The organism is Prevotella corporis DSM 18810 = JCM 8529, assembly GCF_000430525.1.
GTDB classification, from domain to species: domain Bacteria; phylum Bacteroidota; class Bacteroidia; order Bacteroidales; family Bacteroidaceae; genus Prevotella; species Prevotella corporis.
Genome location: NZ_AUME01000014.1, coordinates 37,711 through 60,710 on the forward strand (window position 1 = coordinate 37,711; position 23,000 = coordinate 60,710).

Consider the following 23,000-nt stretch of genomic DNA (forward strand, 5'->3'; position numbering starts at 1 on the left):
TTGTTCTTATATCCTTCTTGCTTACAAATTTACATTATTTTCTGTGATTATGGTTATGCCACATTATATAATTACAGAAATTTAACCGCATCACAATATCGTCTTTTTCTAATCGGTTGATGATGGATGAATGAATAGGACTGCGCAGATGAACAATTTCGGTTCAAATGCAAATTCTTCTCGTCCTATTCATCTTGTTTTTGTTGGCTTTTCCTCTTGTTCTTCTCCTCTTGTTCTTCTTGTTTTTGTCTCCTTTCCCCTTGTTTTACGCTCTCGTTCTACTGTTTTGTGGTGGCACTTTGTGCGCCCGAAGGTCCGACAACTTCCTAAAATTTCTAAAATATGGCATTGCCAGAACATGAATTTTAAATATATTTCATATCTTTGTAATACTCATTCAAATTAGCTGACGATGAAGAAGATTTTACTGCTTATGGTTGTCCTCCTTGCTGCCGTAGGCGTTCAGGCGCAGAGCGATATCGTTTCGGTGAAGGATGCCATTTCGATTTTTCAGAAAAAGACACTGGAGCATGGGAAGAAAGTGCTTGAGAAACAAGGCTACATCTATAAAGGCATCTCGTCCGACAGTTATGGCAGGGACTATAACTGGGTGAAAAACATGGACTTGAGCAAGGAATTTCTGCCGACAGCCTTCAAAAAGGGCAATTCGAGCATGCTGATGCTGGCTCAGAATGGCGCCACCTTATATATATATGTGTTCAACCGAAGCGCTTACAACGGGCTTCAGAGCCAGGTCAGGGCGATGGGCTACGACATGGGAAAGGCGCTGAAGTCGTCGGCGGGTACGCTCATCTGCACGAAAGACAAACAGCCGACCCTCACTTTCATGGAGTTGCAGCAGCCTTTGCCTTACTGTCTGCAGATTACGGAGTGAGCGTCTGTTGCCATCGTTTTACGCTAAGAGAAGCGTAACTTTGTAGCATCGCATCAAGTGTTCTTTGAAGCAATGCAGAATAACGAACGGGGAAAGAAATTCGCTTGTTTCCTCGTTTTCTACTCGATGATCCAAAAATTTTCTTATTTTTTCTTGTAGGATATCAAAAAATCATTTAACTTTGCAATACGATATAACTATCAGGAAATGAGCAAATTTGAAACCATAGCCCACTCACAACAGCTTGGTAATGAATTTTCAGGTTGTTGGGCTGCCCGAAGAGATTCATCTTTCTCCGACCTCTCTAACGTGGACGATTTGGTGTATTCAAACAATTTGCTTACACACACACAATAGACGCAACAGCCGTCTGTCACTTAAACTTAATTTTCCTTTATTGTGCGCATGCGTGATGCGTTGCCACACATCTATTCAGAGAGGGATTGCCACACATTACCCTTTCTGCTTTCGCATGCCTGTTTTTTAACACGTATGCCTTACAATTCAAACCTCAGTAGGTCTTAAATACATAGAGTTATATAAAAAATAAAAGAACATTAAAAAGAGAGTACGTATGAAAAAAACTTATCAAAGTCCAAGTACAGACATGTTCTCCTTTAGGTTGGAGAGCCAACTGCTCGGAGTTAGTAATGTAACGACCACGGACCCAAAAGATGGTGGCGACCCAACAGGTGGTAATGGATCTGCTCCTAATCCATTTGGCGCCAAGGCTGTGCAGCTAGACCAAAAAGATTTTAATGTGTGGGATGACCACACCAAGTAATGAACCCGTAAAAACTAATAAAAATGAATAGAAAATTTATATGGCTTACGGCAGCCAGTTGCGCAGTCGCAGCGCTGGTTCTATGTACAGCATGTCAAGATGAGGACATGAACCAACAATCAACAGACCTTGCCACTGGCATGCACACTTATCGCCTCGTGGCTGATGTGGATGCCGCACCTAATGGAGAAGGCACCCCTAATGCCGCACCTAAAGGCACACGTGCATTGACGGAAGATGCATCCAACGTCCTTCACTCGGCTTGGGAGCAGAGCGACAAAATGATAGCCTATTGTCTCAATGACAAAGACCAAAGCAAAGAAAAACAGTACAACTTGCTGACCAACGCTACTGCAGGACAAGGAAGCAAGTTCGATGGTACGTTCAAATCCGTGAACACTATCACCACCAGTGATGAGATATGTTTATTCTATCCTGGAGCTGCATCGCAAGGCAAAGACGCCACTATTAACTCGACTATGAGGTTGACTGGCGATGGAAAGAAAGCTCCTTTGGTTTACTACGAACAACAACCAACGATTAAGCAAACGGTAGAGTTGGACCTCACAGAACAGGACGGTACGGCCAAAACCATTGGTGAGAAGTTCGACTATCAATGGGCGAAAGCTAAACCTTCCGAAGTCAACGGTAATGATATCAAGGTTAAAGCAGTCAAAATGCAACGGCAGATTGCTATTTGGGGACTTCGATTTGCAAACGATAAAGGTAAGATATTGACCGACATCGACTCGATTTATATCTCAGGTGTGAAGTCGCTCGACGTGTTCGACCTTGGTACAGGCAAGTTCATAGAAGACAATGTTAACGACGAGAGCGACAACATTGTACTTACACCAGCCAATAAAGGTAAGTTCACCTCTGCTAATGGTAAATATACCTACGCTGCCATACTGCCAGGCACTTACCCAAGAGTGCTGATTACAGTCTTTGTAGGCGACAAATGTTATGCGCGCGAATATAACAACATCAAATTAGAGGCCGACAAGGTGTACCGCACCGATGTAATCAACCTGCCACAGGTCGTGGCTAATCCATACGTTGACGTGCAAGGTGTGAAATGGGCCACGGGTAACTTTATCCACTATGTTCAGAGCAGTACTGGTGACGAATATTGGGGCGTCGCACCCACACAATGGTGGATATCGCAATACCATATTCAGGACATAAATACTAATAACTGGATAACCTCACAGTTTGAATCTAACCCTGAAGCCACAGCAGACGACCTTGACCTATTTAGGTACGGAGATATAGACAAAGCTCTCGATCTGGGAGTTGATAATAATAAAGTAGGAGCGCAGAATATTCTTAAAAAGTTTTATAAGCGTGATGGACTTTTAGGCAATAAACAGGTAGAGATGACGGAAGATGAATTTAAAAACCATCCTGAACTTGCAGCTTGGGGTGATATTGTATGGTATTATACCCGGAATAACAACCAAAAGTATCGCATGCCGACTGATGCCGACATGAGCTCGCTCTACAACGATGCCAACGTGATACCTGCCTACTGCTACTCTAACTACGGTCAGCGGATATATGGTGCTTTCTTCTACACCAACACTGGCGGGCAACGCAAGAAGACATTCCCCACGCGCGTCAATGCCTTGCACAAATATACTAATGTGACGGCATTGGTACGTGCCAACAAGGGGTTGTTCTTACCTATCACAGGAATGCGGAAAAGTGGTGGTAATCTAATGCTTATGAGGGACATGACCTACTTTGGTGGGGCATATGGACAGTACATGACATCGGAAACAACAGTGAGCACAACAGTTCATGCTTTCCACTTTGGCCCAACTGAGTGGAACTACCCAGGCGCGAGCAGGACATTCCAAGCTCAGGCGATCCGCCCAGTATGGGATCCAACGAGCAAAAAAGAACCGAATGAAGTTTTCCCTGCCTTCAAGGATATTCACTAAATCAAAAGCCTGACGGCTGAAGTCTGATGCCAGAACGTTAACTGCGCATCAGACAAAGAAACACAACGCCTGCCTTTCCAGACAGCGACCATGGTGGTTGCCAATGGAAAGGTAGGCTTTTTGTTATTTGGATGCTTGCCCATCCTCACCCAAAACATGGCAAGCCCCAATCATTTTTGTTTCGTTTGCCGTCTCAGTCGGAACGTGCACGACCATCCTTCCCGCCGGTCACGATGCCTGTGGACTTCTTCTCCCGTCCCGAACAGGCCGTAACCGTTGTAAAACAACCGAAGGAGCACATGTGGTATGATCCCCGTCGGTTTGATATTTTATAAACGATACCCTCTATAAATTATCCTCTCTTTGCGAGTTTCCTCTTCACTCCGTCAATATCAGTAGGGTGTAGCCCCCTTGAGCTGTGCAAGGCGAATGTCCCTGTGCAGGCGGTTGCGCATATTCTCTTTCGTCGAAAAATTCCGCTGATTTTTAGAACGACAGTCCAATGCCGCCAATGCGCCCTTGTTCTCCCTCGCCATCAGGGGAGGCTTATCTGGCCTTCGCCATCCGCTATATTCCAAGAAAAATCCTTACAATCTGACGAATTTTATGTTGCGTTGTAATTAATTGTGTACAAGCATGTTACCTTTCTGAAGATGAAAGGTGAGGTTTCAGAAGGTGAAAGGTGAGGTTTCGGAAGGTGAAAGGTCAGCTATGCCGATGCGGTTGCTCGTGCGTTGGCAGAACGACGGTGGTCAGGCATGTCCTTGTGCCTGATGAGTGGTGAGAATGAGGGTTGTGATGAGAGGTGTGTGGGGGGATGTTCTACCTTGTGATGTCTTCGAAGTCCTTGTTGAAGTCTTTGGGATGCCGGCCTATGAGCACGGTGTTGAGCAGGCAGTTTGCCACCATCTCCGCATCGGTGAGATCGACCGATGGGCCTTTTCGCAGTTCTTTGCCCAGTAGTACGTCCCAAGGGCCCTTGAAATTGCTGTCGTCTGATCCGTAGAACATCTCGTTTGTGTCGGGATCTTCCATGAGTTGGTACAGTATATACTTCTTCGATGGGGTGGGTTTGATGTCGAGCAGGAGCTCGTAAGCATGTTGGAATTGGGCGCGCAAGTGGCGTGCCTTCGGGAACATCAGTCCGATGTGTGGGTAAATCTCCTCGAAGTCGTATGCCTGGAAGTATTGTTGCAGTTTCATAAATCTCGTCTTGCTGTCTGTTTTGCTGTTTGCCGCCCTTTCGTCGTGCCAGTTCCGTCAGTTCGTGGCTTGTGGTCGCCAGTCGGTTGGCGGTCGGTCGGGGTGGCGATAGCCGTCCTTGTTTTGTGCGGTAGTCCTTGGTTGTCAGGCTCTTGGCTTTTGCCAGCCTGTCCTTTGGTTTAGAATTTGGCCATTTTTATGGCTACGATGGCGCATTCGTCGCCTTTGTTTCCGAGTCTGCCTCCGCTTCTGTCCTTGGCCTGTTGCAGGTCGTTGGTGGTCAGCAGGCCGTAGATGATTGGAATTTCGCTCGTTGCGTTGATGCGTGAGATGCCGTAGGTGACTCCCTGACAGATGTAGTCGAAGTGTGGGGTCTCTCCTCTGATGACGCTTCCGAGTATGATAATGGCGTCGTAGCCTCCGTTGAGGGTCATCTGATGGGCGCCATAGACGAGCTCAAAGCTCCCCGGCACTGTCTTGACGTGGATGTTTTCAGGAATTGCGCCGTGCTTTTCGAGTGTTTTTACTGCCCCGTCGAGCAGCGCTCCCGTTACTTCGGGGTTCCATTCCGAAACAACAATCCCGAAACACATGTTGCTTGCGTCGGGAATGCTGTTCGAGTCGTATTCTGATAGGTTGTGAAGTGCTGTTGCCATTGTGCTTAGTTGCTCGCCCTTTCTATGTACTTGTCCATTTCCTGATAAGCAGGGGAGTTGACATAGGTTTTCTTGATGTCCTTGTAGATGGCGAGTGCCTCTTCCTTCTTGCCTTGGCTTTCGAGCAATATGCCTGCTTTCTTGAGTGCGAGTGGGGCAATGCTCATGCTGGTCTTGTCGAATGCCTGTGCGTTTGCCATCTCAGCGGCTTTCTTGAACGATTCTACCGCCTTGTCATACTGGTTGTTGTTGGCGTAGATGTCTCCGAGAGCCATCTGCGATGCCGGGCTGATGATCTGGTCGTCCGACGTGCTGTATTTCTGTATGTTCTCCAACGCCTTTGCCCAGTCTGGCTTTTGCTGGTGTGCATAGCAAAGTCCCACGTAGAGATTGGCGAGGTTTCCCGCATCGGTTCCGCTGTAGTCGGCTTGTATTTTCTGGAATCCCTTGAGTGCCTCGCTGTACTTCTGTGTGTTGAAGAGTGTCTGGCTCTTTGCCAGTTCTGTGCTTGCTTTTTCCTCCCGTGGGCCTGAGATGAAGTTTTTGTAGATGATGATGCCTGCGATGATGAGGATAATCGCTGCGAGTGCGATGAGAATGGGCTTCTTGTACTTCATGAAGAAGGCCTCTGAACTGTTAAGGGTCTCTTCGTAAGTGCCCTCTGCTTTTTTCTTTGCCATTTTTATGTCTTTTGTTTTATTATTTGCGGTTGAACGTGTCTGTCTTTCTGCGCCGTTTCCCGTCTGCTGTCTGGTAGCGTCGTGTGGGGATTTGCGGGCCGATGGCTTTGTGCCGGTCTTGCCGTGGCTTTGTTGACAGTTGCTTCAGCGTGGCAAAATTACTTAATTTCTCTCATATATTGAAATTTATTGTCAACTTTTTTCACATTCGTTCCTGATTGTCGGGTTTTCTTTCCCTTGCCGTGGCTTTGGCGTCGTTGTGCTGTGGACGGACTATTGTTCCACATCAATCTTGTTGCGGTAGAGATCTTCAAGGTTGATGGGTGCTGCGTCTTTCTGTTTTTGCTTCTCTTTCTGTGGGTTGTCATCGACGGGTAGCACCTGTTTGGGGGTGTTTTGGGGTGTTGTCGGACTTGCCACGGTGACGGTGCTGTCGGTCTTTGCCTTGGCCGTCGTGCTGCTGTCGGCGCGTGTCTGCTCGTCGATTCGGGCCTGGCAGCCAGCTTTCATGCGCTGTAGCTGAGCGAGCCTCGCCTTGAGGTCGTCGGTGTTGCGGTGACGGCGGTAGAATTGTTCGGCGAGAGCGTAGTTGTCGATGGCCTTCTGCCAGTTTTCGGCGAACATGTGGCAGAGTCCGAGTCGGTAGTAGATGTCGCCTTTCTCGTTGTCGTAGCACACTTCGAGTGCCTTCTCGTAGTGGGTGATGGCGGCAGGATAGCGTTTCAGGTTGAAATGGCTCTCGGCGGCGGCGAAGTAATAGACCGAGCGTTCGTGGGGGGCGAGCATTCCGAGTCGCGGGATGACTTCATCGAGGTATTGTGCGGCGCTTTTGAAGTCCCATTCGTAGTAGTAGCACAGTCCGATGTAGGCCCTGAAGCGGTCGTTGAGCTTGTATCGCTTGTCGAGCCGTTGGAAGATGAGCAGTGCCTCGTGGTATTTGGCCGATGTGAAGTACGCTATTGCCTTGTCGAGCTGTACGGGGTCGGGGTCCGACGGCTGTGCCTGTGCCGGCAGGAGCGATGCCGTGGCGATGAGGAGCGTGGCGATGGTGCGCCAGATGATGTCCTTTATTTTGCGTTCGCCGTATCGGATGATGTCGATGTCGATGATGACGGTTCCCCTTTGGTGGTTCTCGTGTGAGTCGCCCATGAGTCTCTCCACTTCTTTGAGCGTGGTTTTCAGTGCGTCGAGTGAGAGTTGTGTGTCGAGGTGTCCGATGCAGTTGAGATATCGGTCGGAGACGATGCCCACGGGGTCGGTCCATTCCTCGTCGGAGAAGCGGATTCCGTCGAACCGTTGGCGCAGCAAATCCTTGGCTTTGTTGATGTTGGCCTGCTGACAGGTGTTTGAACCGAGTGTGATGACGACTTTCATATCACGTGCAAAGATAAGGATAAGTTTTCTGTTTGCGTTTGTTTTTGCCCGATTTTTTGAGTTGTGGCGGTGTGGTGTCAGCCGTTTCCGGCATGGGGAATGAGCTGATGGCTGATGGGGGACAAAAAAAAGCCGCACCACGGTTGTGATTCGGCTTTGGGAGAGTGGGTAGTGATGGATTCGAACCACCGAAGCTAGAAGCAGCAGATTTACAGTCTGCCCCATTTGGCCACTCTGGAAACTACCCTTTGGTGGGCGTTGACGGATTCGAACCGCCGACCCTCTGCTTGTAAGGCAGATGCTCTAAACCAGCTGAGCTAAACGCCCTTACTTTTTTCGTAAGCGGGTGCAAAAGTAATGATAATTTTTTATACGTGCAAGTAAATGCCGATTTTTTTTGTCGATTTCCTTCCGATTTCCTTCCGATTTGTTTCCGAACGGTTTTTCGCCATCCGCAGCTGCTGTCGGATTTGCGATGGAGTAGGGTTGTTGTCGTGCTTTTCCCATCGTTCCTCTGAGGCCCAGTTCCGAAAGGTCATCTTTCGCCGTGCGAAAGCTCACCTATTGGCAGGTGAAACCTCACCTATTGTTGAGTGAAAGGTGAGCTACGGGCAGCGGGTGACTTTGGCGAAGTAGCCCGTGTCTTGCTTTCCATGCGCTTTCAGCTCTGTCGGAAGCACGAAATTCGGGAGGGAAATTTATCGGACCCATCTGAAAAAACTTTCTGCAACGTGGCCGAAAGTCGATTATTTTGTGTAAGTTTGCAGCTGATTTGCAAGCGGCCGTCCGTTTTGCAATACATTAATATAATGTGGCCGTCGCCGTCAGACACTCCAAAATTCCGAAATATGATCATCAAGAAATCAGAGTTCAGTATCTCGTCGCCGAGCGTGGTCCGTTGTCCAGAGGACAATAAGTTAGAGTTTGCCTTCATCGGTCGCTCCAACGTTGGCAAGTCGAGTCTCATCAATATGCTCTGCAACCACAAGGGACTGGCCAAGACGTCGGCCAAGCCCGGCAAGACGTTGCTCATCAACCACTTCATCATCAACAACGAGTGGTATCTGGTTGACCTTCCCGGCTACGGCTATGCGACGACTTCCAAGACCATGCGCAACAAACTTGAGCAGATGATAGCGCAATACGTGTTGCAGCGCCGGCAGCTGGCCAACCTCTTTGTGCTTATCGACATCCGTCACGATCAGCAGCTCATCGATCGCGAGTTCATCGACTGGCTGGGCGAGAGCAACGTGCCTTTCTCCATCATCTTCACCAAGGCCGACAAGCTGTCGGGAGGTCGTGCCAAGAGCAATGCCCTGCAGTGGATGAAGAAGCTGGAGGACAGGTGGGCGGAGCTGCCTCCTTACTTCATCACGTCGTCGGAGGACAAGACAGGCCGCGAGGAGGTGCTCGACTACATCGAAGAAATCATCCAAGGCATCGAGAATCAAGAGGCCGAGTAACCCCCTTCGTCACCTTATATAATAGCGCCGCACGGCAAACCACACATCAAGTCAACCCAACAACATTCCGCCGACCCGTCACAGGAGGGCGGAATCACCCTGATTAATCACATGGCCCAGATACCTTATTTAGACGTTCAGAAACTTTCCAAACGCTTCGGCTCACAAGTGCTCTTCGAAGATATATCGTTCTCCATAGCCGAAGGCCAGCGCGTGGGGCTCATCGCACAGAACGGAACCGGAAAATCGACCCTTCTGTCCATCCTGACAGGAAAGGAAGGCTACGAGTCGGGCACCATTATCTACCGCAACGACCTGCGGGTGGCATGCCTTGAGCAGAGTCCGAAGTTCAATCCTGAAGACTCCGTGCTCGATGCGTGCTTCAATCATGAGGGCGACCCTGAGCGAGTGCTGAAGGCCAAGCAGATACTGACCACCCTCAAGATAGCCGATCTCGAACAACCCATGAGCCAGCTCAGCGGAGGACAGCAGAAACGGGTGGCACTGGCTAACGTGCTCATCCTCGAACCCGACCTGCTCATACTCGACGAGCCCACCAACCACCTCGATTTGGAGATGATAGAATGGCTGGAGGGATTCCTCTCGCGCGGCAACAAGACACTGCTCATGGTGACACACGACCGCTATTTCCTCGACAACGTGTGCAATCTCATCCTCGAACTCGACGACCACACCATCTATACCTACCGGGGCAACTACGCCTACTACCTTGAGAAACGGCAGGAGCGCATCAACAACACAAGGGCAGAGATAGCAAGGGCCAACAATCTCTACCGTACCGAACTGGAGTGGATGAGGAGAATGCCGCAGGCACGAAGCCACAAGGCACGCTACCGTGAGGAAGCCTTCTACGAGTTGCAGGCAAAGGCACACCAGCGCATCGAGGACCGCCAAATCAGACTCAAGGCATCGAACGTCTATATCGGAAGTAAGATATTCGAGTGCCAGTATGTGTCAAAGGCATTCGACGACAAAGTCATCCTCAAAGACTTCTACTATAACTTCGCGCGCTTCGAGAAGATGGGCATTGTGGGCAACAACGGCACAGGAAAGTCAACCTTCGTCAAGATGCTCCTTGGGCTCGTGCCACCCGACAGCGGAAAATTCGACATCGGAGAGACCGTCAACTTCGGCTACTTCTCACAGGAAGGACTCCGCTTCCGCGACGACCAGAAGGTGATAGACATCATCACCGACATCGCCGACTATATCGACCTCGGAGGCGGCAGGCACATGAGCGCGTCGCAATTCCTCAACCACTTCCTCTTCTCGCCCAGCGAACAGCACAATTACGTCAGCAAACTCTCAGGCGGAGAAAAGCGCAAGCTCTACCTGTGCACAGTGCTCATGAGAAATCCCAACTTCCTCATACTCGACGAGCCCACCAACGACCTCGACATTCAGACGCTGCAGATTCTCGAAGAATACCTGCAAGACTTCCCCGGCTGCGTCATCGTCGTATCGCACGACCGCTATTTCATGGACAAAGTGGTCGATCACCTGCTCGTTTTCAAAGGCGACGGACAGATAAAGGACTTCCCCGGCAACTATACGCAGTTCCGCGACTACCAGACGCTCAGGAGCAAGGACGAGGAAGCTGCCCCAAAGCCGAAGGAGAAGAAACCAGCCGCCAACAAGGACTACCACAACGACACCCGAAGGCGCATGAGCTACAAGGAAAAACGAGAGTATGAGCAGCTCACAGCCGACATACAGCAGACAGAGGCTAAGGTGAAGGCCATCGAGGAGGCACTATGCTCAGGACAACTCGCCATCGACGAGCTGACGGAGATGAGCAAACTACTGCCGAAAATCAAGCAAGAACTCGACGAAAAGGAAATGCGGTGGCTCGAATTGGCAGAACTCGCTTAAAAAAAGAACAAGAAAGATTTGCAGAAACAAAAAAAACAGTTACCTTTGCACAAGATTTAAAAACACGTAAGGTTTCTGTTCTGGAAACTTTATCTCTCACAATTAAAAATTTCGCATACATATTAGTTTATGTTAAGTAAAGAAGAACTATTAAACAAGGATATTTCCGAGTTGGAGAATATCGCAAATGAACTTGGCGCTGAATACAAAAAAAGCGATGACAAGGAGTCTATCATCTATGCGATATTGGACAGACAGGCCGTAGATGCCGGTGCATCACACCCACTTGGAACAACCAAACGCAAGAGAACGCGTATCGCACGCAAGGAAACCGACAGAGTCTATTCCGTGCGCGGTAAGGAAGGCGAGAACTTCGACGTACAGAAGAACAAGCCAACAGGAACCACCCAGCCGGCATTGTTCAAAGATATGCCTGAAAAACAGCCCGCTAAAGAAACCACCGATGAGCCAAAGAAGGCTGAAACGGCGGCAAAGAAGACTGAAACGGCGGCAAAGAAGGCTGAGAAGGTGGCAAAGAAGCCCGAAACACCCAGCGAAGAGGAGAAGAAAAAGGAGACAAAGAAAGACGACATCATACCAGAGGCAGAGTTTGCACAGTCCAACGCACCAGTGGAGCAGACCGAAAACAGCGAACTCATTGCACAGTTGCAAGCCAAAGTCAGTGCTCACAACGAGCAGAACAAAGAAGAGGCCAACGTTCCAGCCATCGATGGCGTGTGGGAAGGTGACCCAGGCGACGGCACTGACTTCATTACCGTCGTCGATATCCCCATCGAGGACCAAGGAGCAGTGCCCAGCTACGATATGTTCGACCGCCCAACAGGGCCCGCAGCTCAGAACCAGCCGACGTTCTATCAGGGAACGCAGCCAGAGACCGCCAAGTTCGACTTCGCGGACATCGTCACAGCCAACGGCGTACTGGAGGTAATGCCCGACGGATACGGATTCCTCCGCTCCAGCGACTACAACTATCTGTCATCGCCCGACGACGTCTATGTGGCCGCCAGCCAAGTGAAGCTCTTCGGACTCAAGACTGGCGACGTGGTGGAATGCCACGTCAGACCGCCACACGAGGGAGAGAAATACTTCCCACTGACCAGCATCGACAAAATCAACGGTCGCATGCCGGCCGAAGTGCGCGACAGAGTGGCGTTTGAACACCTCACCCCTCTCTTCCCCGAAGAGAAGTTCACACTCTGCGGCGATCCAAAGACGACCAACCTATCGACACGCATCGTCGATCTCTTCTCGCCGATAGGAAAGGGACAGCGAGCACTCATCGTGGCACAGCCAAAGACCGGTAAGACCATTTTGATGAAGGATATTGCCAACGCCATAGCAGCCAACAACCCGGAAGCATACCTCATGATGCTGCTCATCGACGAGCGACCGGAGGAAGTCACCGACATGGCACGCACCGTCAACGCAGAGGTCATCGCATCGACCTTCGACGAACCCGCTGAGCGACATGTCAAAATTGCGGGCATTGTGCTTGAGAAGGCAAAGCGAATGGTGGAATGCGGCCACGATGTAGTCATCTTCCTCGACTCGATAACCCGTCTGGCACGCGCCTACAATACGGTAGCGCCAGCATCGGGAAAGGTGTTGACGGGTGGTGTCGATGCCAACGCACTGCAGAAGCCCAAGCGTTTCTTCGGAGCGGCACGCAACATCGAGGGCGGAGGCTCGCTCACCATCATCGCCACCGCACTCATCGACACCGGGTCGAAGATGGACGAGGTCATCTTCGAGGAGTTCAAGGGTACGGGAAACATGGAACTGCAGCTCGACCGCTCACTGAGCAACAAGCGCATCTTCCCGTCTGTCAACCTCGTGGCTTCGAGCACGCGACGCGACGACTTGTTGCAAGACAAGACAACGCTCGACCGCATGTGGATACTGCGCAAGTACATTGCCGACATGAACTCAATGGAGGCCATGAATTCCATCCACGACCGCATGCTGCACACCAAGGACAACGACGAGTTCCTGCTCTCAATGAACGGCTGATGCTCGCCGTTCGCCCTCCCGTGGCGCAAGCACGGCGAGGCGGACGAAATGATACAACATACAAAAAACGCACCCAAGCTGATGGCTTTGGTGCGTTTTTGTTTTCCGTTCATCGAGTGGGTGCCTCTGTTGTCTGTGGCATGATGGGTGCGAATGCCATCCTCCGTCGGCAGAAGCTCACCGATGGTTGGCTGAAAGCTCATCTTTCGCACGATAAAAGCTCACCTATTGCACGATAAAAGCTTACCTATTGCCAGTAGATGGCTATCATGCTGAACAGCAGATGGTTACAAATGTGTCTCGGAAGTCGGCAGATTATTTTTCGCTTGCCTCGTATAAGTCGAGTTGACGGGTCATTTCCTGTCGTCCGACCTCAATGAGCTCTTGTGCCTTCTCGAAGTCGAACAGACCGTAAAGGTCCATCGGAATCTCGGCGCAGATGTCAGGCGGCGTCAGTCGGATGGCCAGTTGCGTGTTGGCCTGTATGGTAAGGTTGGTCACCCGCAGCGCCATGCTCATGTAGTTCTCGGAGAACTGTACCTTGTGGAAAGGCAACTTGGCGCGGATGGTGCCGAACACGCCGTCGCTGCTTTGCTTTTTCTTCTGGTAGGCATCGTAAGGGCAGCTGTCGGGCCCGTTGACGTTCACGGCCACGAGCAAGTCGCCCGGCCGTCGGTGAACCCGGTCGAGTGGGAGGGTGTTGTGTACGCTCCCATCGACATCGATATGCCCGTTCTCACGCACTGGCTTGAAGAAGCAGGGGATAGAGATGGAGGCCCGTATGGCCGTTTGCAGCGGTCCGCTGGTGAACACCCGCTCGCGTCCGCTGACGATGTCGGAGGCGCAGCAGGCGAAAGGGATGGGCAGTTGCTCAATCCTGACGTTGCCAATCATCTGCCCCATGACCGCCAGCAGTTTCTCGCCGTTGGCCACATGGTCGAGTCCCATCGATATGTCCATCATGTTGATGATTTTCTTGCGGTTCAGTCCGAGCGCCATAACTTTGAACTCGCCGAGCTTTCCGTTTGCGAAGGCGCCTCCCACCAGCGCTCCCATCGATGTTCCGGCCACCGACGTGATGTTGTAGCCCCGCTCTTGCAGCACCTCTATGGCGCCGATGTGGGCATATCCCCTCGCTCCGCCGCCCGAAAGCACGAGCGCCACGTTCCTCGATGTCGGTCGGCGGTGTCGTTTGAGCAGTCGTCTGATGGTTGTGAAGATGGTCATATTGTTGTCGGTGAGCGATTCTTCAGTGTGTCTCCGTTTGCCGGTTTCCGTCAGTCGGTCAGCCTATGAGGAGCATTCCCACTTGGAAGATGACCGCACTTGCCAGCCATGCCAGTGCCGTTGTGTAGCAGGCGGCGAAGATGGCCCACTTCCAGCTTCCCGTCTCGCCCTTGATGGCCGCTATTACCGCCACGCATGGGAAGTAGAAGAGCACGAAAATGAGGAATGCGTAGGCCGTGAGCGTGGCCACGGGTCTTGCTTCGGCCATGCTGATGTTGTGCTGCCGAGCCACGTCGAGTGTCATCTGCCGTCTCAACAGTTCGTATTTTGCGTTGTCGTAGTTTTCGTCTTCCGTCACTTCGGCTACCGTTTCGTCGTTTGAGTAGAGCACTCCCAGCGTCGATGCCACAATTTCCTTCGCCCCGATGCCAGCCAGCAGTCCCACGTCGAGTTTCCAATTGAATCCCTGTGGCTCAAAGACGGGTTCCATGGCCTTGCCTATGCGTCCGATGTAGCTTTGTTCCTGTCGCTCGCAGGTGGTTGCCTGTGGATCGTCGGGAAGCGGAAAGTAGCCCAGTGCCCAGACAATGATCGATGCCACGAGGATGATGCCTCCCATTTTGCGCAGGTATTGCTTTCCCTTCTCCCACGTATGGCGTGCGATGGCCTTTGCCGTGGGGAACCGGTAGGGTGGCAGTTCCATGACGAAGGGTGTGTCTTCGCCCTTGATGACGAACCGTGAGAACACCCAGCTGATGGCCATTCCCGTCATGATGCCTATGACATAGAGCGACAGCATGACAGGGGTGCGGTACTGGGCGGCGAAGAACGAGCCGATGATCATGATGTAGATGGGCAGTCTTGCCGAGCAACTCATCATCGGAAGGATGAGCATGGTGATGATTCGGCTGCGCTTACTCTCGATGGTCCGTGTGGACATGACGGCCGGGACGTTGCATCCGAAGCCCATGATGAGTGGTATGAACGACTTGCCGTGGAGCCCTATCTTGTGCATCAGTTTGTCCATGATGAACGCTGCGCGTGCCATGTAGCCACTGTCCTCCATGAACGATATGAAGAAGTAGAGTATCAGTATTTGCGGAAGGAAGACAATGACGGCTCCTACGCCACCGATGACGCCCTCGTTGAGCATCGATTTCACCGGCCCTTCGGGGATATAGGTCGTCACGGCTGTGCCAAGCCACGCCACTCCTGTTTCAATCCAGCTCTTTGGGTACTCTCCGAGCGTGAAGGTGGTGGTGAACATGATGTAGAGGATGAGGAAGAAGATGGGGAAACCCAAGTACCTGTTCGTCAGTAGGCTGTCAATCTTGTGCGTTGTCTGGTAAGTGTCCTTCTTTTTGCCCGTTGTGTATCCGGCTTCGGCCAGTGCTCCGTTGATGAATCCGTACTTGGCGTCCATGATGGCAGTCTCGCTGTCCTGTCCTGTTTCTTCTTTTACGCGCCGTGCAGCATCGTCGCGGTGTCGCATGATTTCTTTTGCGTCGGGGAATTGTGCCACAAGCTGCTCTACCTGATGGTCGTTTTCAAGCAGTTTGATGGCGAGGTATCGTGTGGAGTATTTCTGTCGGATGTCGAGTTCCTTCTTCAAGTGTTCCTGAATGCTGGCTATTCCGTTCTCTATTTCGTGTCCGTGGTTGATGTGTATGTGTCTGTATTTCGGGTAGTCGCCCTCTTTTCCCTCGTAGTTTTGTATGACGGCGCGGAGGAGATCGTCAAGTCCTCTTCCGTCTCTGAATACGGTTGGTATGATGGGCACTCCGAGTAATTGTCCTATTTTCTTATAGTCGATGTGGTCGCCGCGCTTCTCCGTCTCGTCGTACATGTTGAAGGCGCAGACCATGGGTATGTGCATGTCGATGAGTTGGGTAGTCAGATAGAGGTTGCGCTCCAAGTTCGACGTGTCGATGACGTTGATGACGATGTCTGGTGTCTTTTCTACGAGCTGCCTTCTGACGTAGAGTTCTTCGGGACTGTAGGCCGACAGGCTGTAGGTGCCTGGCAGATCGACCAGTTCTATGTGATATCCCTCGAACTCGGTATGGCCGTATTTGGCATCGACGGTCACGCCTGAGTAGTTGCCCACTCGCTCATGGGCGCCCGATGCGAAGTTGAAGAGCGATGTTTTGCCACAGTTGGGATTCCCCACCAGAGCGACGTTGATGATATGGCGTTGCCTGTTGACGGCGTCGGTGAGCTCACTGGGCAAGAACGGTTGCTCGTAGGGGTCGGATGCGTCGGGTTCGATGGCGGGATTGTGCTCCGTTGGTTTTCGTTCGGTCAGCGACTTGTCATTGAGGGCGATGACTTCGATGAGGTCGGCCTCGCTTCGGCGCAAACTCACCTCGTAGCCCATGATCTGATACTTCACGGGGTCTTGCAAGGGGGCATTGAGTAGCACCTTCACCTCCTTGCCGTTGATGAATCCCATCTCGATGATTCGTTTTCTAAATCCTCCGTGTCCTGAAATCTTGGTTATGACACCAGCCTCACCTGTTTTCAGTTCAGACAATCTCATACGCTGTTCTTTTTCTGCAAAGATACGAAGAAAAAGGCGCAGATGGTGGATTTTGGTGCGAACTTGTTGAAAAAATACCTAATAATGGGGATGTCATCGGACGCTGTCGGGTAATGCATCATCTATTTTGTTTAGGCCTATCGGGTGGTGGTGGTTCAGTTTTCGTGTTGTGCTTCTGCCGTCGTGTCCTCCGTTGGTTGAGCTATGACGTTGCGAAAGGTGAGCTTTTGCCATGCAAAAGGTCAGCTATTGGCACGTCATAGCTGACCTTTCGTTTTCTGTTTTCTTTTGTGCTGATTGTCAGTGGGTTGCAAACTGCCCTTCGTTTGCTTTCCTTTTGTCTCGCTATGCCTCGTCCTCCTTTCCTTTTCTGCTGCTTGCCGCCCTTGTCGTGGTGCGGTTTTGGGGTGGGGAGGGGTGAGCGGTGCGGCTCATTTCAGTCGGTCATAGAAATCCTTTAGGGCGGGTCTGCTGACACCCCGCTTGACGAGTAGGTCGAGGTCGCGTTTGGCTTGGCTGAATTTTCGCTGCTGTATGTACACTTCGATTCTTTGCAGTATGTAGTCTTGGTTGTCCGGACTGCGCACGATGGCTTCGGTAAAGTCGTACTCTGCGAGCATGAACATCTTGCGTTCGGCCTCTATTCCCCCTCGTGCGGCATAGCCGATGGGGTTGTCGGGATATTGTTCGATGAGTCTGTTGATGCCGTCGAGTGCCTCGGTGTAGTGCTTGTCCTTCTCGTTGAGTAGTGCAAGGCCGAGTTGTGCCTCAAAGTTTCCCGGCACGATGCGGAGCAGATTGTTGTAGTCGAGCCGTGCAAAGTTGTATCTGCCGAGCCTTTCGTTGACGTATGCCCTGTAATAGAGTGCCGATGGGTTGTCGGGTTCGAGCCGCAGCACACGGTCGTAGTCGTTTTTGGCACTCTGCCATTGCTCAAGCATGACTTTCCATCCAGCGCACTTGAGCAACAGACCTATGCTATCGGGGTGTTGGTCGAGCTCAGCTGTGGTGTGGTTGAGCGAGTCGCGCAGTTCGTTGTGCTGAGCGCTGGCCGTTAGGCTTGCGACGAGCATCAGGACGATGATGATTCTCCTCATTTCCGTGTTGGGTTTGCTGTGATTCAGTATGATTCTTCGTCACTGGGGAAAGTTCCTTCCCTGACGCTTCCTACGTAGGCCTGTACGCCTTCGGTCATACATTTCTCCATGTCGGCGAAATAGCGTAGGAACTTCGGTCTGAAACGGTGGCTCATTCCGAGTGCGTCGGCATAGACGAGCACTTGTCCGTCGGTGCCGTTTCCTGCTCCGATGCCTATTGTTGCCGCCTTGACCACTTTGGTAACCTGTGCCGCCAGCTCTGCCGGCACTTTCTCAAGCACGATGCAGAATGCGCCAGCCTTGTCGAGTGCCCTTGCGTCGGCCATGAGTTTCAGTGCCTCTGTTTCCTCCTTGGCCTGCAGTCCGTAGCCTCCGAGCTTGTGGATGCTCTGCGGTGTGAGTCCGAGATGTCCGACTACGGGTATTCCTGCGTTGACGATGCCTCGCACTGTGTCGGCAATCTCCTCGCCTCCCTCCAGCTTCACGGCATCTACTCCGCTCTCTTTGGCTATTCTTATGGCGTTGCGTATGCCTTCCTCGCTGCTCACTTGGTAGCTCCCGAATGGCATGTCGCAGACGGTCAGGCAGTGTTGGCATGCCTTTGCCACGGCCCTTGCGTGGTAAATCATCTGTTCAAGGGTGATGGGCAGTGTGTCGTCGTTTCCGCATACGATGTTCGAGGCGGAGTCGCCGATGAGTATGCTGTCGATGCCTGCTGCGTCGAGGATGGCCGCTGTGGTGTAGTCGTAGGCTGTCATCTGCGCTATTTTCTGCCCGGCGGCTTTCATTTCGATGAACGTTTTGGCAGTGATTTTCTTCTTGTCGGTTGTTAGATATCCCATTGTTCTATATCATTTCAGTGAAATCGTTTATTATTTCCGATGTGTATTCCTTCAGTTTCTCCAGAGGATTGGTGGTTGCCAGAGCTATGACCCGTGCCCCTGCAGCCGTGCCCGCTTTGAGACCGTTGTAGCTATCCTCAAAGACGACACACTCTTTCGGGTCGAGATTGAAGTAGGCGGCGGCCTTCAGGTAGCAGTGGGGCGACGGTTTGCTTTCTGTGAGGTCCTCTGACGTGAACACTTTGTCGAACAACTGCGTGAAATCGGGGTGGTGCCGATAGACGTTGTTCATCTTCGGGAGGTTCGAACTGGTGACAACGGCGGTCTTGATGCCCCTTTTCTGTAGCCGCTCGATGTATTCCCGTGCTCCGGGAACATAGCGGTAGTCCATCGACATCTCATAGTCGTCGAGCATTTTCGTAATCTCCGCCTGCCTCTCCGGTTGCCCGTGGAAGTAGCGTTCGTAGATTTGCGCCAGCGTTTGCCCCTTGATTCGGTACTCGAAATCGGGTATCTCAGGGTGGTATTTCCTACCCACCTGTCGCCAGAACACCGTGTATTGCGGTTCGGTGTCGAATATTACGCCGTCGAGATCAAATAAACAAGCTCTTGTCATTTTACTAATTGTTGTTCATTAGCGTGCAAAGTTACGAAAGTTTTTCGTAACTTTGCCACCAATATAATATGCTTAAGAAATTTTTCACTGGTTTGTCGCTTGCCCTCCTGTCGCTCATCGTGGTGGGATGCGGGAGCAGACACGGCAAGACCAAGGTCCTGTCGGTGCCTGTCGGTCATGTGGTGGCTGACTCGGTCGTGAGCTTCCGCCGCGACGCACAGTGCCGTATCCACATCGATTTTGCCTATTTGAAGGGCAAGAAGTACGCTGCGGTCAACGATTCGCTGCTCCGAATGGGCACGCTGCAGCCCAATTACCTCGCCATCAGCTACGAACGACTCGTTCCGCAGTCAGCCGTCAGGACGATAATGGAGCGCTATGCCCGTGAGTACTCGGAGCTTGCGCAGTGGCTTCACGACCGTGAGAAGGCCAGAAGTCAGCTTGATTGGGAGCTGAACATCAAGACCCGCATCATTCCCGGTAGGGGAAAGCGGCTCGTTTACTTGTCAGACATCTACATAAAGACTGGAGACGCGGCCTCCAGATACCAGCTGGCGCACAACTTCGACCCAGAGACGGGCAGGCAGACACGTCTCTCCGACGAGTTCGGGGCTGACTACAAGGAGCGGCTCACCAAGGACATCGTCGAGCAAATGGCCGACCAACTCGGACTCGACGACGACAATCTGGCGAGCCTTCAGCGAGCGGGCTACTTCGCAATGATCGACCCTTACCCTGCCGAGAACTTCATATTGTACGACGATTCAGTGACGTTCATCTACACTGCCGGAGAAATCAACCCGAGAGAGGTGTGCGTCACACTTGAGAAATGACACTAACAACGCAATGACAGACATCATCAGCAAATACTTCCCACACCTGTCGCAGAAGCAGATGAGCCAGTTCGAGGCCCTGCAGGGGCTCTACGGCGAATGGAATGCTAAGATTAACGTGATATCGCGCAAGGATATCGACAACCTTTACCTACATCACATCCTGCATTCGCTGGCCATCGCCAAGTTCATAGACTTCAAACAAGACACCAATGTGCTCGACTTCGGCACGGGAGGAGGCTTCCCCGGCATACCACTGGCTATCCTTTTTCCCAACGCCAACTTCAAACTCATCGACGGAACGGGTAAGAAAATACGCGTGGCCAATGAGGTGGCGCACGCCATCGGACTGGAAAACGTGCTGGCTCAGCACCTACGGGGAGAGGAAGAGAAAGGAAAGTTCGACTTTATCGTCTCCCGCGCCGTCATGCCGCTGCCCGATTTGATGAAGATAGTGAGGAAAAACGTCGCCAATGATCAGCACAACGCCCTTGAGAACGGAGTCATCGTGCTCAAAGGGGGCGACTTGCAGGAGGAGGTGCGGCCCTATCGCAAGATAGCCATGGTGGAAGAGCTGTCGCAATGGTTCGATGAGGAGTGGTTCAAGACCAAGAATCTCATCTACGTACCAGTATAGCCGACCGTCAGAACCGCCACTACGGTGATGCCGAAGGGCCACCGACACGTAACATTAACGCCCCAGTGGGGCACACAGAAAAGGAGAAAGAAATGATAAAGGTAAAAAGATTTGTATGCAATCAACTGCAAGAGAACTGCTATGTGGTGAGCGACGACACACTCGAATGCGCCATCATCGACTGCGGAGCATTCTATAAGGAGGACCATCAGGCCCTCGCCGACTATATCGCCGACAACCAACTGAAACCCGTTAGGCTCATCAGCACGCACGGACACCTCGACCACCAGTTCGGCATCGCCACCGTAGCCGAAGCCTATGGGCTGACAACGGAGTGCGCTGCAGGAGATTCCAACCTCATAGAGGGACTCAAGGAACAGGCGTCGGCCATCTTCGGCATGCAGCTCGACACCGATTTCCCCACCAAGTTCCGCTATTACGACGACAACGAGAAGATACGCTTCGGCCATCACGAGCTTACCGTCATCCCGACACCAGGACACACACCCGGTTCGGTGACCCTCTATTGCCGTGAGGAGGGCATTGCCTTCACCGGTGACACCCTTTTCAAGGGCAGTATCGGACGAACCGACTTCCCCGGCGGAAATATGTTCCAGATGATCAGCAGCCTCCGCGAGCTGTCGCAGCTGCCCGACCAGACCATCATCTACCCCGGACACGGCGACCAGACAACCATCGGCTACGAGCTGGCCCACAATCCCTACATGGACCGATGAACAACCCAACGCCGAAACCCACGAAAATCATCCTTGGCATTGACCCCGGAACCAACGTTATGGGATATGGCGTCATCCGTGTGATAGGCAACAAGGCGGAGTTGGTGGTGATGGGAGTCATCGACATGCGCAAGGAGAAGGACCCGTATCTGAGACTCGGAAAGATATTCGAGCGCGTGACGGGCATCATCAAGGAATATCTGCCCGACGAGATGGCCATCGAAGCCCCCTTCTTCGGTAAGAACATACAGTCGATGCTCAAGCTCGGACGCGCACAGGGAGTAGCCATCGCAGCGGCCATACAGCGCGACGTGCCCATCCACGAGTACGCACCGTTGAAAATCAAGATGGCTATCACGGGCAACGGCTCAGCTTCGAAGGAACAGGTGGCTGGCATGCTGCAACGACTGCTGAAACTCCGCGACGACCAGATGCCCCAATTCATGGACGCCACCGACGCACTGGGTGCCGCCTACTGCCATTTCATGCAGATGAGTCAGCCCGAAGCCGAAGGCCGACACTTCAGTTCGTGGAAGGATTTCGCAAGGAAAAACGAGTCGCGCATCATCAAATAAAACGCAAGACCACAATAACCAAGCGAAAATCGTGTTATAACGATGAAACAATACGCAAGAAAGAGCATTACAGAAGAATAGGAACTCAAAAAGACAAGAAGATGAAAAAAATTGTTTTGACTATTGCCTTGGCCCTCGTAGCCGTAGCAGGCACATACGCACAAGACCGTGTCTATCAGCAGATTTACAAGAGTGCATACGCCGTGGCAGCCAATAAGGCCGAGGATACAGGACTGAGGAAGGTGGCTTCGTTCAAGGTCGATGCCATCTCATACCTGCAAACAAAGACCCTCGCGGCACTGTCGGTAGAGAAAGAGACACCGTTGTCGCAAGAGACCATCAAGCATCTCAACAACCAACTCGACTCGATGGCCTACTTCATGTATGATTACGTGAACCTCTTCACCAAGGAATATGCCAAGGCAGCCGACGAAAAGGCAAAGAACAGAATCAAAAAGATATTCAGAGACGCAAGCATCAACCATCCGCTCTACCACGACGACGATGCGGAGCTGGTGCTCGCCTACTACAACCGTGAGGACTATCTGACACAGTTCTCGCTCGACACCAACTGGGTGGAGGCTTTGGAGGAAGTGAAGGGTAAGCTCAGATAAGCCGAAAGCCTCATGCCGCCGATTGTGGGGCGACTCATGGCCGTGCAAACGACGGGCCGATGACGGAAGCCGGGATAGCCGATGTGCTGTTCCGGCTTTTGCGTCGGATGGCGATGCCACACCCTTTCTCTCACGGTACGGAGGGCTCAGTAGAAAATCAATGGGGGAATAATTTGTTATTTATCTTAATAATTCCGACCTTCGCATTATGGAAGAAAAAATGTTACGCACCTTGGCAACTCTTGTTTTGCCTTCTCAAATATTAGATTATTTTACTATCGTTTCTGTCTGCGAGGTTGGACCTGAGTTTCATATTAGTCTTGACGAACGTATGGACAAGACTTTGTCAGGTAATGCC

23 protein-coding genes and 2 tRNA genes are annotated in these 23,000 nt (G+C 51.7%); 12 read left to right on the forward strand and 13 right to left on the reverse strand.

Annotation, left to right across the window (positions count from 1 at the left end; translation table 11 throughout):
* Positions 1–412 precede the first annotated feature (412 nt).
* The 3 genes from H515_RS0104630 (at position 413) to H515_RS0104645 (ending at position 3,625) form a co-directional block, all read left to right on the forward strand.
* Positions 413–895: a hypothetical protein gene (locus tag H515_RS0104630; RefSeq protein ID WP_025876569.1), complete on the forward strand. Its 483-nt coding sequence runs from the start codon at positions 413–415 to the stop codon at positions 893–895.
* Between the two features lie 574 nt (positions 896–1,469).
* Positions 1,470–1,679 (forward strand): hypothetical protein, encoded by a 210-nt coding sequence (locus tag H515_RS13000; protein ID WP_025876567.1) that lies wholly within the window; start codon positions 1,470–1,472, stop codon positions 1,677–1,679.
* A 23-nt stretch (positions 1,680–1,702) separates the two neighbouring features.
* A complete protein-coding gene (locus H515_RS0104645) occupies positions 1,703–3,625 on the forward strand; it encodes a peptidase associated/transthyretin-like domain-containing protein (protein ID WP_028901646.1) in 1,923 nt (640 codons plus the stop codon).
* A gap of 392 nt (positions 3,626–4,017) precedes the next feature.
* Here H515_RS0104645 and H515_RS14450 read toward each other — a convergent pair whose 3' ends face one another.
* The 7 genes from H515_RS14450 to H515_RS0104690 form a co-directional block, all read right to left on the reverse strand.
* On the reverse strand, positions 4,018–4,161 hold the full coding sequence (locus tag H515_RS14450) for a hypothetical protein (RefSeq protein WP_154653646.1): 144 nt from the start codon (positions 4,159–4,161) through the stop codon (positions 4,018–4,020).
* 286 nt (positions 4,162–4,447) lie between these two features.
* Positions 4,448–4,828, reverse strand: a complete 381-nt coding sequence (locus H515_RS0104650) for a hypothetical protein (RefSeq protein ID WP_025876562.1) — start codon at positions 4,826–4,828, stop codon at positions 4,448–4,450.
* 179 nt (positions 4,829–5,007) lie between these two features.
* Positions 5,008–5,484 (reverse strand): 6,7-dimethyl-8-ribityllumazine synthase, encoded by a 477-nt coding sequence (gene ribH, locus H515_RS0104655; protein WP_028901647.1) that lies wholly within the window; start codon positions 5,482–5,484, stop codon positions 5,008–5,010.
* A gap of 5 nt (positions 5,485–5,489) precedes the next feature.
* Positions 5,490–6,164, reverse strand: a complete 675-nt coding sequence (locus tag H515_RS0104660) for a tetratricopeptide repeat protein (protein ID WP_025876560.1) — start codon at positions 6,162–6,164, stop codon at positions 5,490–5,492.
* Between the two features lie 273 nt (positions 6,165–6,437).
* Positions 6,438–7,538 carry a 2-amino-4-hydroxy-6-hydroxymethyldihydropteridine diphosphokinase gene (locus H515_RS15235; protein ID WP_081410120.1) on the reverse strand — a complete coding sequence of 367 codons (1,101 nt, stop codon included), beginning with the start codon at positions 7,536–7,538 and terminating at the stop codon, positions 6,438–6,440.
* A gap of 165 nt (positions 7,539–7,703) precedes the next feature.
* Positions 7,704–7,785, reverse strand: a tRNA-Tyr gene (locus H515_RS0104685).
* 2 nt (positions 7,786–7,787) lie between these two features.
* A tRNA-Val gene (locus H515_RS0104690) sits at positions 7,788–7,865 on the reverse strand.
* Positions 7,866–8,386: 521 nt separating this feature from the next.
* Here H515_RS0104690 and yihA point away from each other — a divergent pair.
* The 4 genes from yihA (at position 8,387) to H515_RS0104715 (ending at position 13,164) form a co-directional block, all read left to right on the forward strand.
* Positions 8,387–9,001: a ribosome biogenesis GTP-binding protein YihA/YsxC gene (gene yihA, locus H515_RS0104700; protein WP_025876550.1), complete on the forward strand. Its 615-nt coding sequence runs from the start codon at positions 8,387–8,389 to the stop codon at positions 8,999–9,001.
* Between the two features lie 111 nt (positions 9,002–9,112).
* The gene (locus tag H515_RS0104705) at positions 9,113–10,894 is read left to right on the forward strand and encodes an ABC-F family ATP-binding cassette domain-containing protein (protein ID WP_028901648.1); all 1,782 of its coding nucleotides are present in this window, start codon (positions 9,113–9,115) and stop codon (positions 10,892–10,894) included.
* A gap of 129 nt (positions 10,895–11,023) precedes the next feature.
* On the forward strand, positions 11,024–12,925 hold the full coding sequence (gene rho / locus H515_RS0104710; RefSeq protein WP_025876548.1) for a transcription termination factor Rho: 1,902 nt from the start codon (positions 11,024–11,026) through the stop codon (positions 12,923–12,925).
* Positions 12,925–13,164, forward strand: a complete 240-nt coding sequence (locus H515_RS0104715; protein ID WP_025876546.1) for a hypothetical protein — start codon at positions 12,925–12,927, stop codon at positions 13,162–13,164. Before rho ends, H515_RS0104715 begins: the two co-directional genes overlap by 1 nt.
* Positions 13,165–13,240: 76 nt before the next feature.
* Here the strand turns inward: H515_RS0104715 and H515_RS0104720 are convergent, their stop codons facing one another.
* From H515_RS0104720 to H515_RS0104740, 6 genes are all read right to left on the reverse strand, one after another.
* Positions 13,241–14,152, reverse strand: a complete 912-nt coding sequence (locus H515_RS0104720) for a patatin-like phospholipase family protein (protein ID WP_036891502.1) — start codon at positions 14,150–14,152, stop codon at positions 13,241–13,243.
* Positions 14,153–14,210: 58 nt separating this feature from the next.
* Positions 14,211–16,691: a ferrous iron transport protein B gene (gene feoB, locus H515_RS0104725; protein ID WP_025876544.1), complete on the reverse strand. Its 2,481-nt coding sequence runs from the start codon at positions 16,689–16,691 to the stop codon at positions 14,211–14,213.
* Positions 16,692–16,784: 93 nt separating this feature from the next.
* Positions 16,785–16,925 carry a hypothetical protein gene (locus H515_RS14460; protein WP_154653647.1) on the reverse strand — a complete coding sequence of 47 codons (141 nt, stop codon included), beginning with the start codon at positions 16,923–16,925 and terminating at the stop codon, positions 16,785–16,787.
* 197 nt (positions 16,926–17,122) lie between these two features.
* On the reverse strand, positions 17,123–17,788 hold the full coding sequence (locus tag H515_RS0104730; protein ID WP_025876542.1) for a tetratricopeptide repeat protein: 666 nt from the start codon (positions 17,786–17,788) through the stop codon (positions 17,123–17,125).
* Between the two features lie 23 nt (positions 17,789–17,811).
* The gene (gene panB, locus H515_RS0104735) at positions 17,812–18,630 is read right to left on the reverse strand and encodes a 3-methyl-2-oxobutanoate hydroxymethyltransferase (protein ID WP_025876540.1); all 819 of its coding nucleotides are present in this window, start codon (positions 18,628–18,630) and stop codon (positions 17,812–17,814) included.
* Positions 18,631–18,634: 4 nt separating this feature from the next.
* Entirely contained in the window at positions 18,635–19,246 is a 612-nt protein-coding gene (locus H515_RS0104740) for an HAD family hydrolase (protein WP_025876538.1), read from the reverse strand.
* A gap of 68 nt (positions 19,247–19,314) precedes the next feature.
* Between H515_RS0104740 and H515_RS0104745 the strand changes: the two genes are divergently transcribed.
* From H515_RS0104745 to H515_RS0104765, 5 genes are all read left to right on the forward strand, one after another.
* Positions 19,315–20,079 carry an RsiV family protein gene (locus H515_RS0104745; protein ID WP_028901650.1) on the forward strand — a complete coding sequence of 255 codons (765 nt, stop codon included), beginning with the start codon at positions 19,315–19,317 and terminating at the stop codon, positions 20,077–20,079.
* Between the two features lie 13 nt (positions 20,080–20,092).
* Positions 20,093–20,716 (forward strand): 16S rRNA (guanine(527)-N(7))-methyltransferase RsmG, encoded by a 624-nt coding sequence (rsmG, locus tag H515_RS0104750; protein WP_025876536.1) that lies wholly within the window; start codon positions 20,093–20,095, stop codon positions 20,714–20,716.
* A gap of 92 nt (positions 20,717–20,808) precedes the next feature.
* Positions 20,809–21,453, forward strand: coding sequence for an MBL fold metallo-hydrolase (locus H515_RS0104755; RefSeq protein WP_025876534.1), 645 nt, complete (start codon positions 20,809–20,811; stop codon positions 21,451–21,453).
* Complete coding sequence (gene ruvC / locus H515_RS0104760; protein WP_028901651.1) at positions 21,450–22,028, forward strand: crossover junction endodeoxyribonuclease RuvC; 579 nt, start codon at positions 21,450–21,452, stop codon at positions 22,026–22,028. Before H515_RS0104755 ends, ruvC begins: the two co-directional genes overlap by 4 nt.
* A 101-nt stretch (positions 22,029–22,129) precedes the next feature.
* A complete protein-coding gene (locus tag H515_RS0104765) occupies positions 22,130–22,642 on the forward strand; it encodes a hypothetical protein (protein ID WP_025876532.1) in 513 nt (170 codons plus the stop codon).
* Positions 22,643–23,000: the final 358 nt, after the last annotated feature.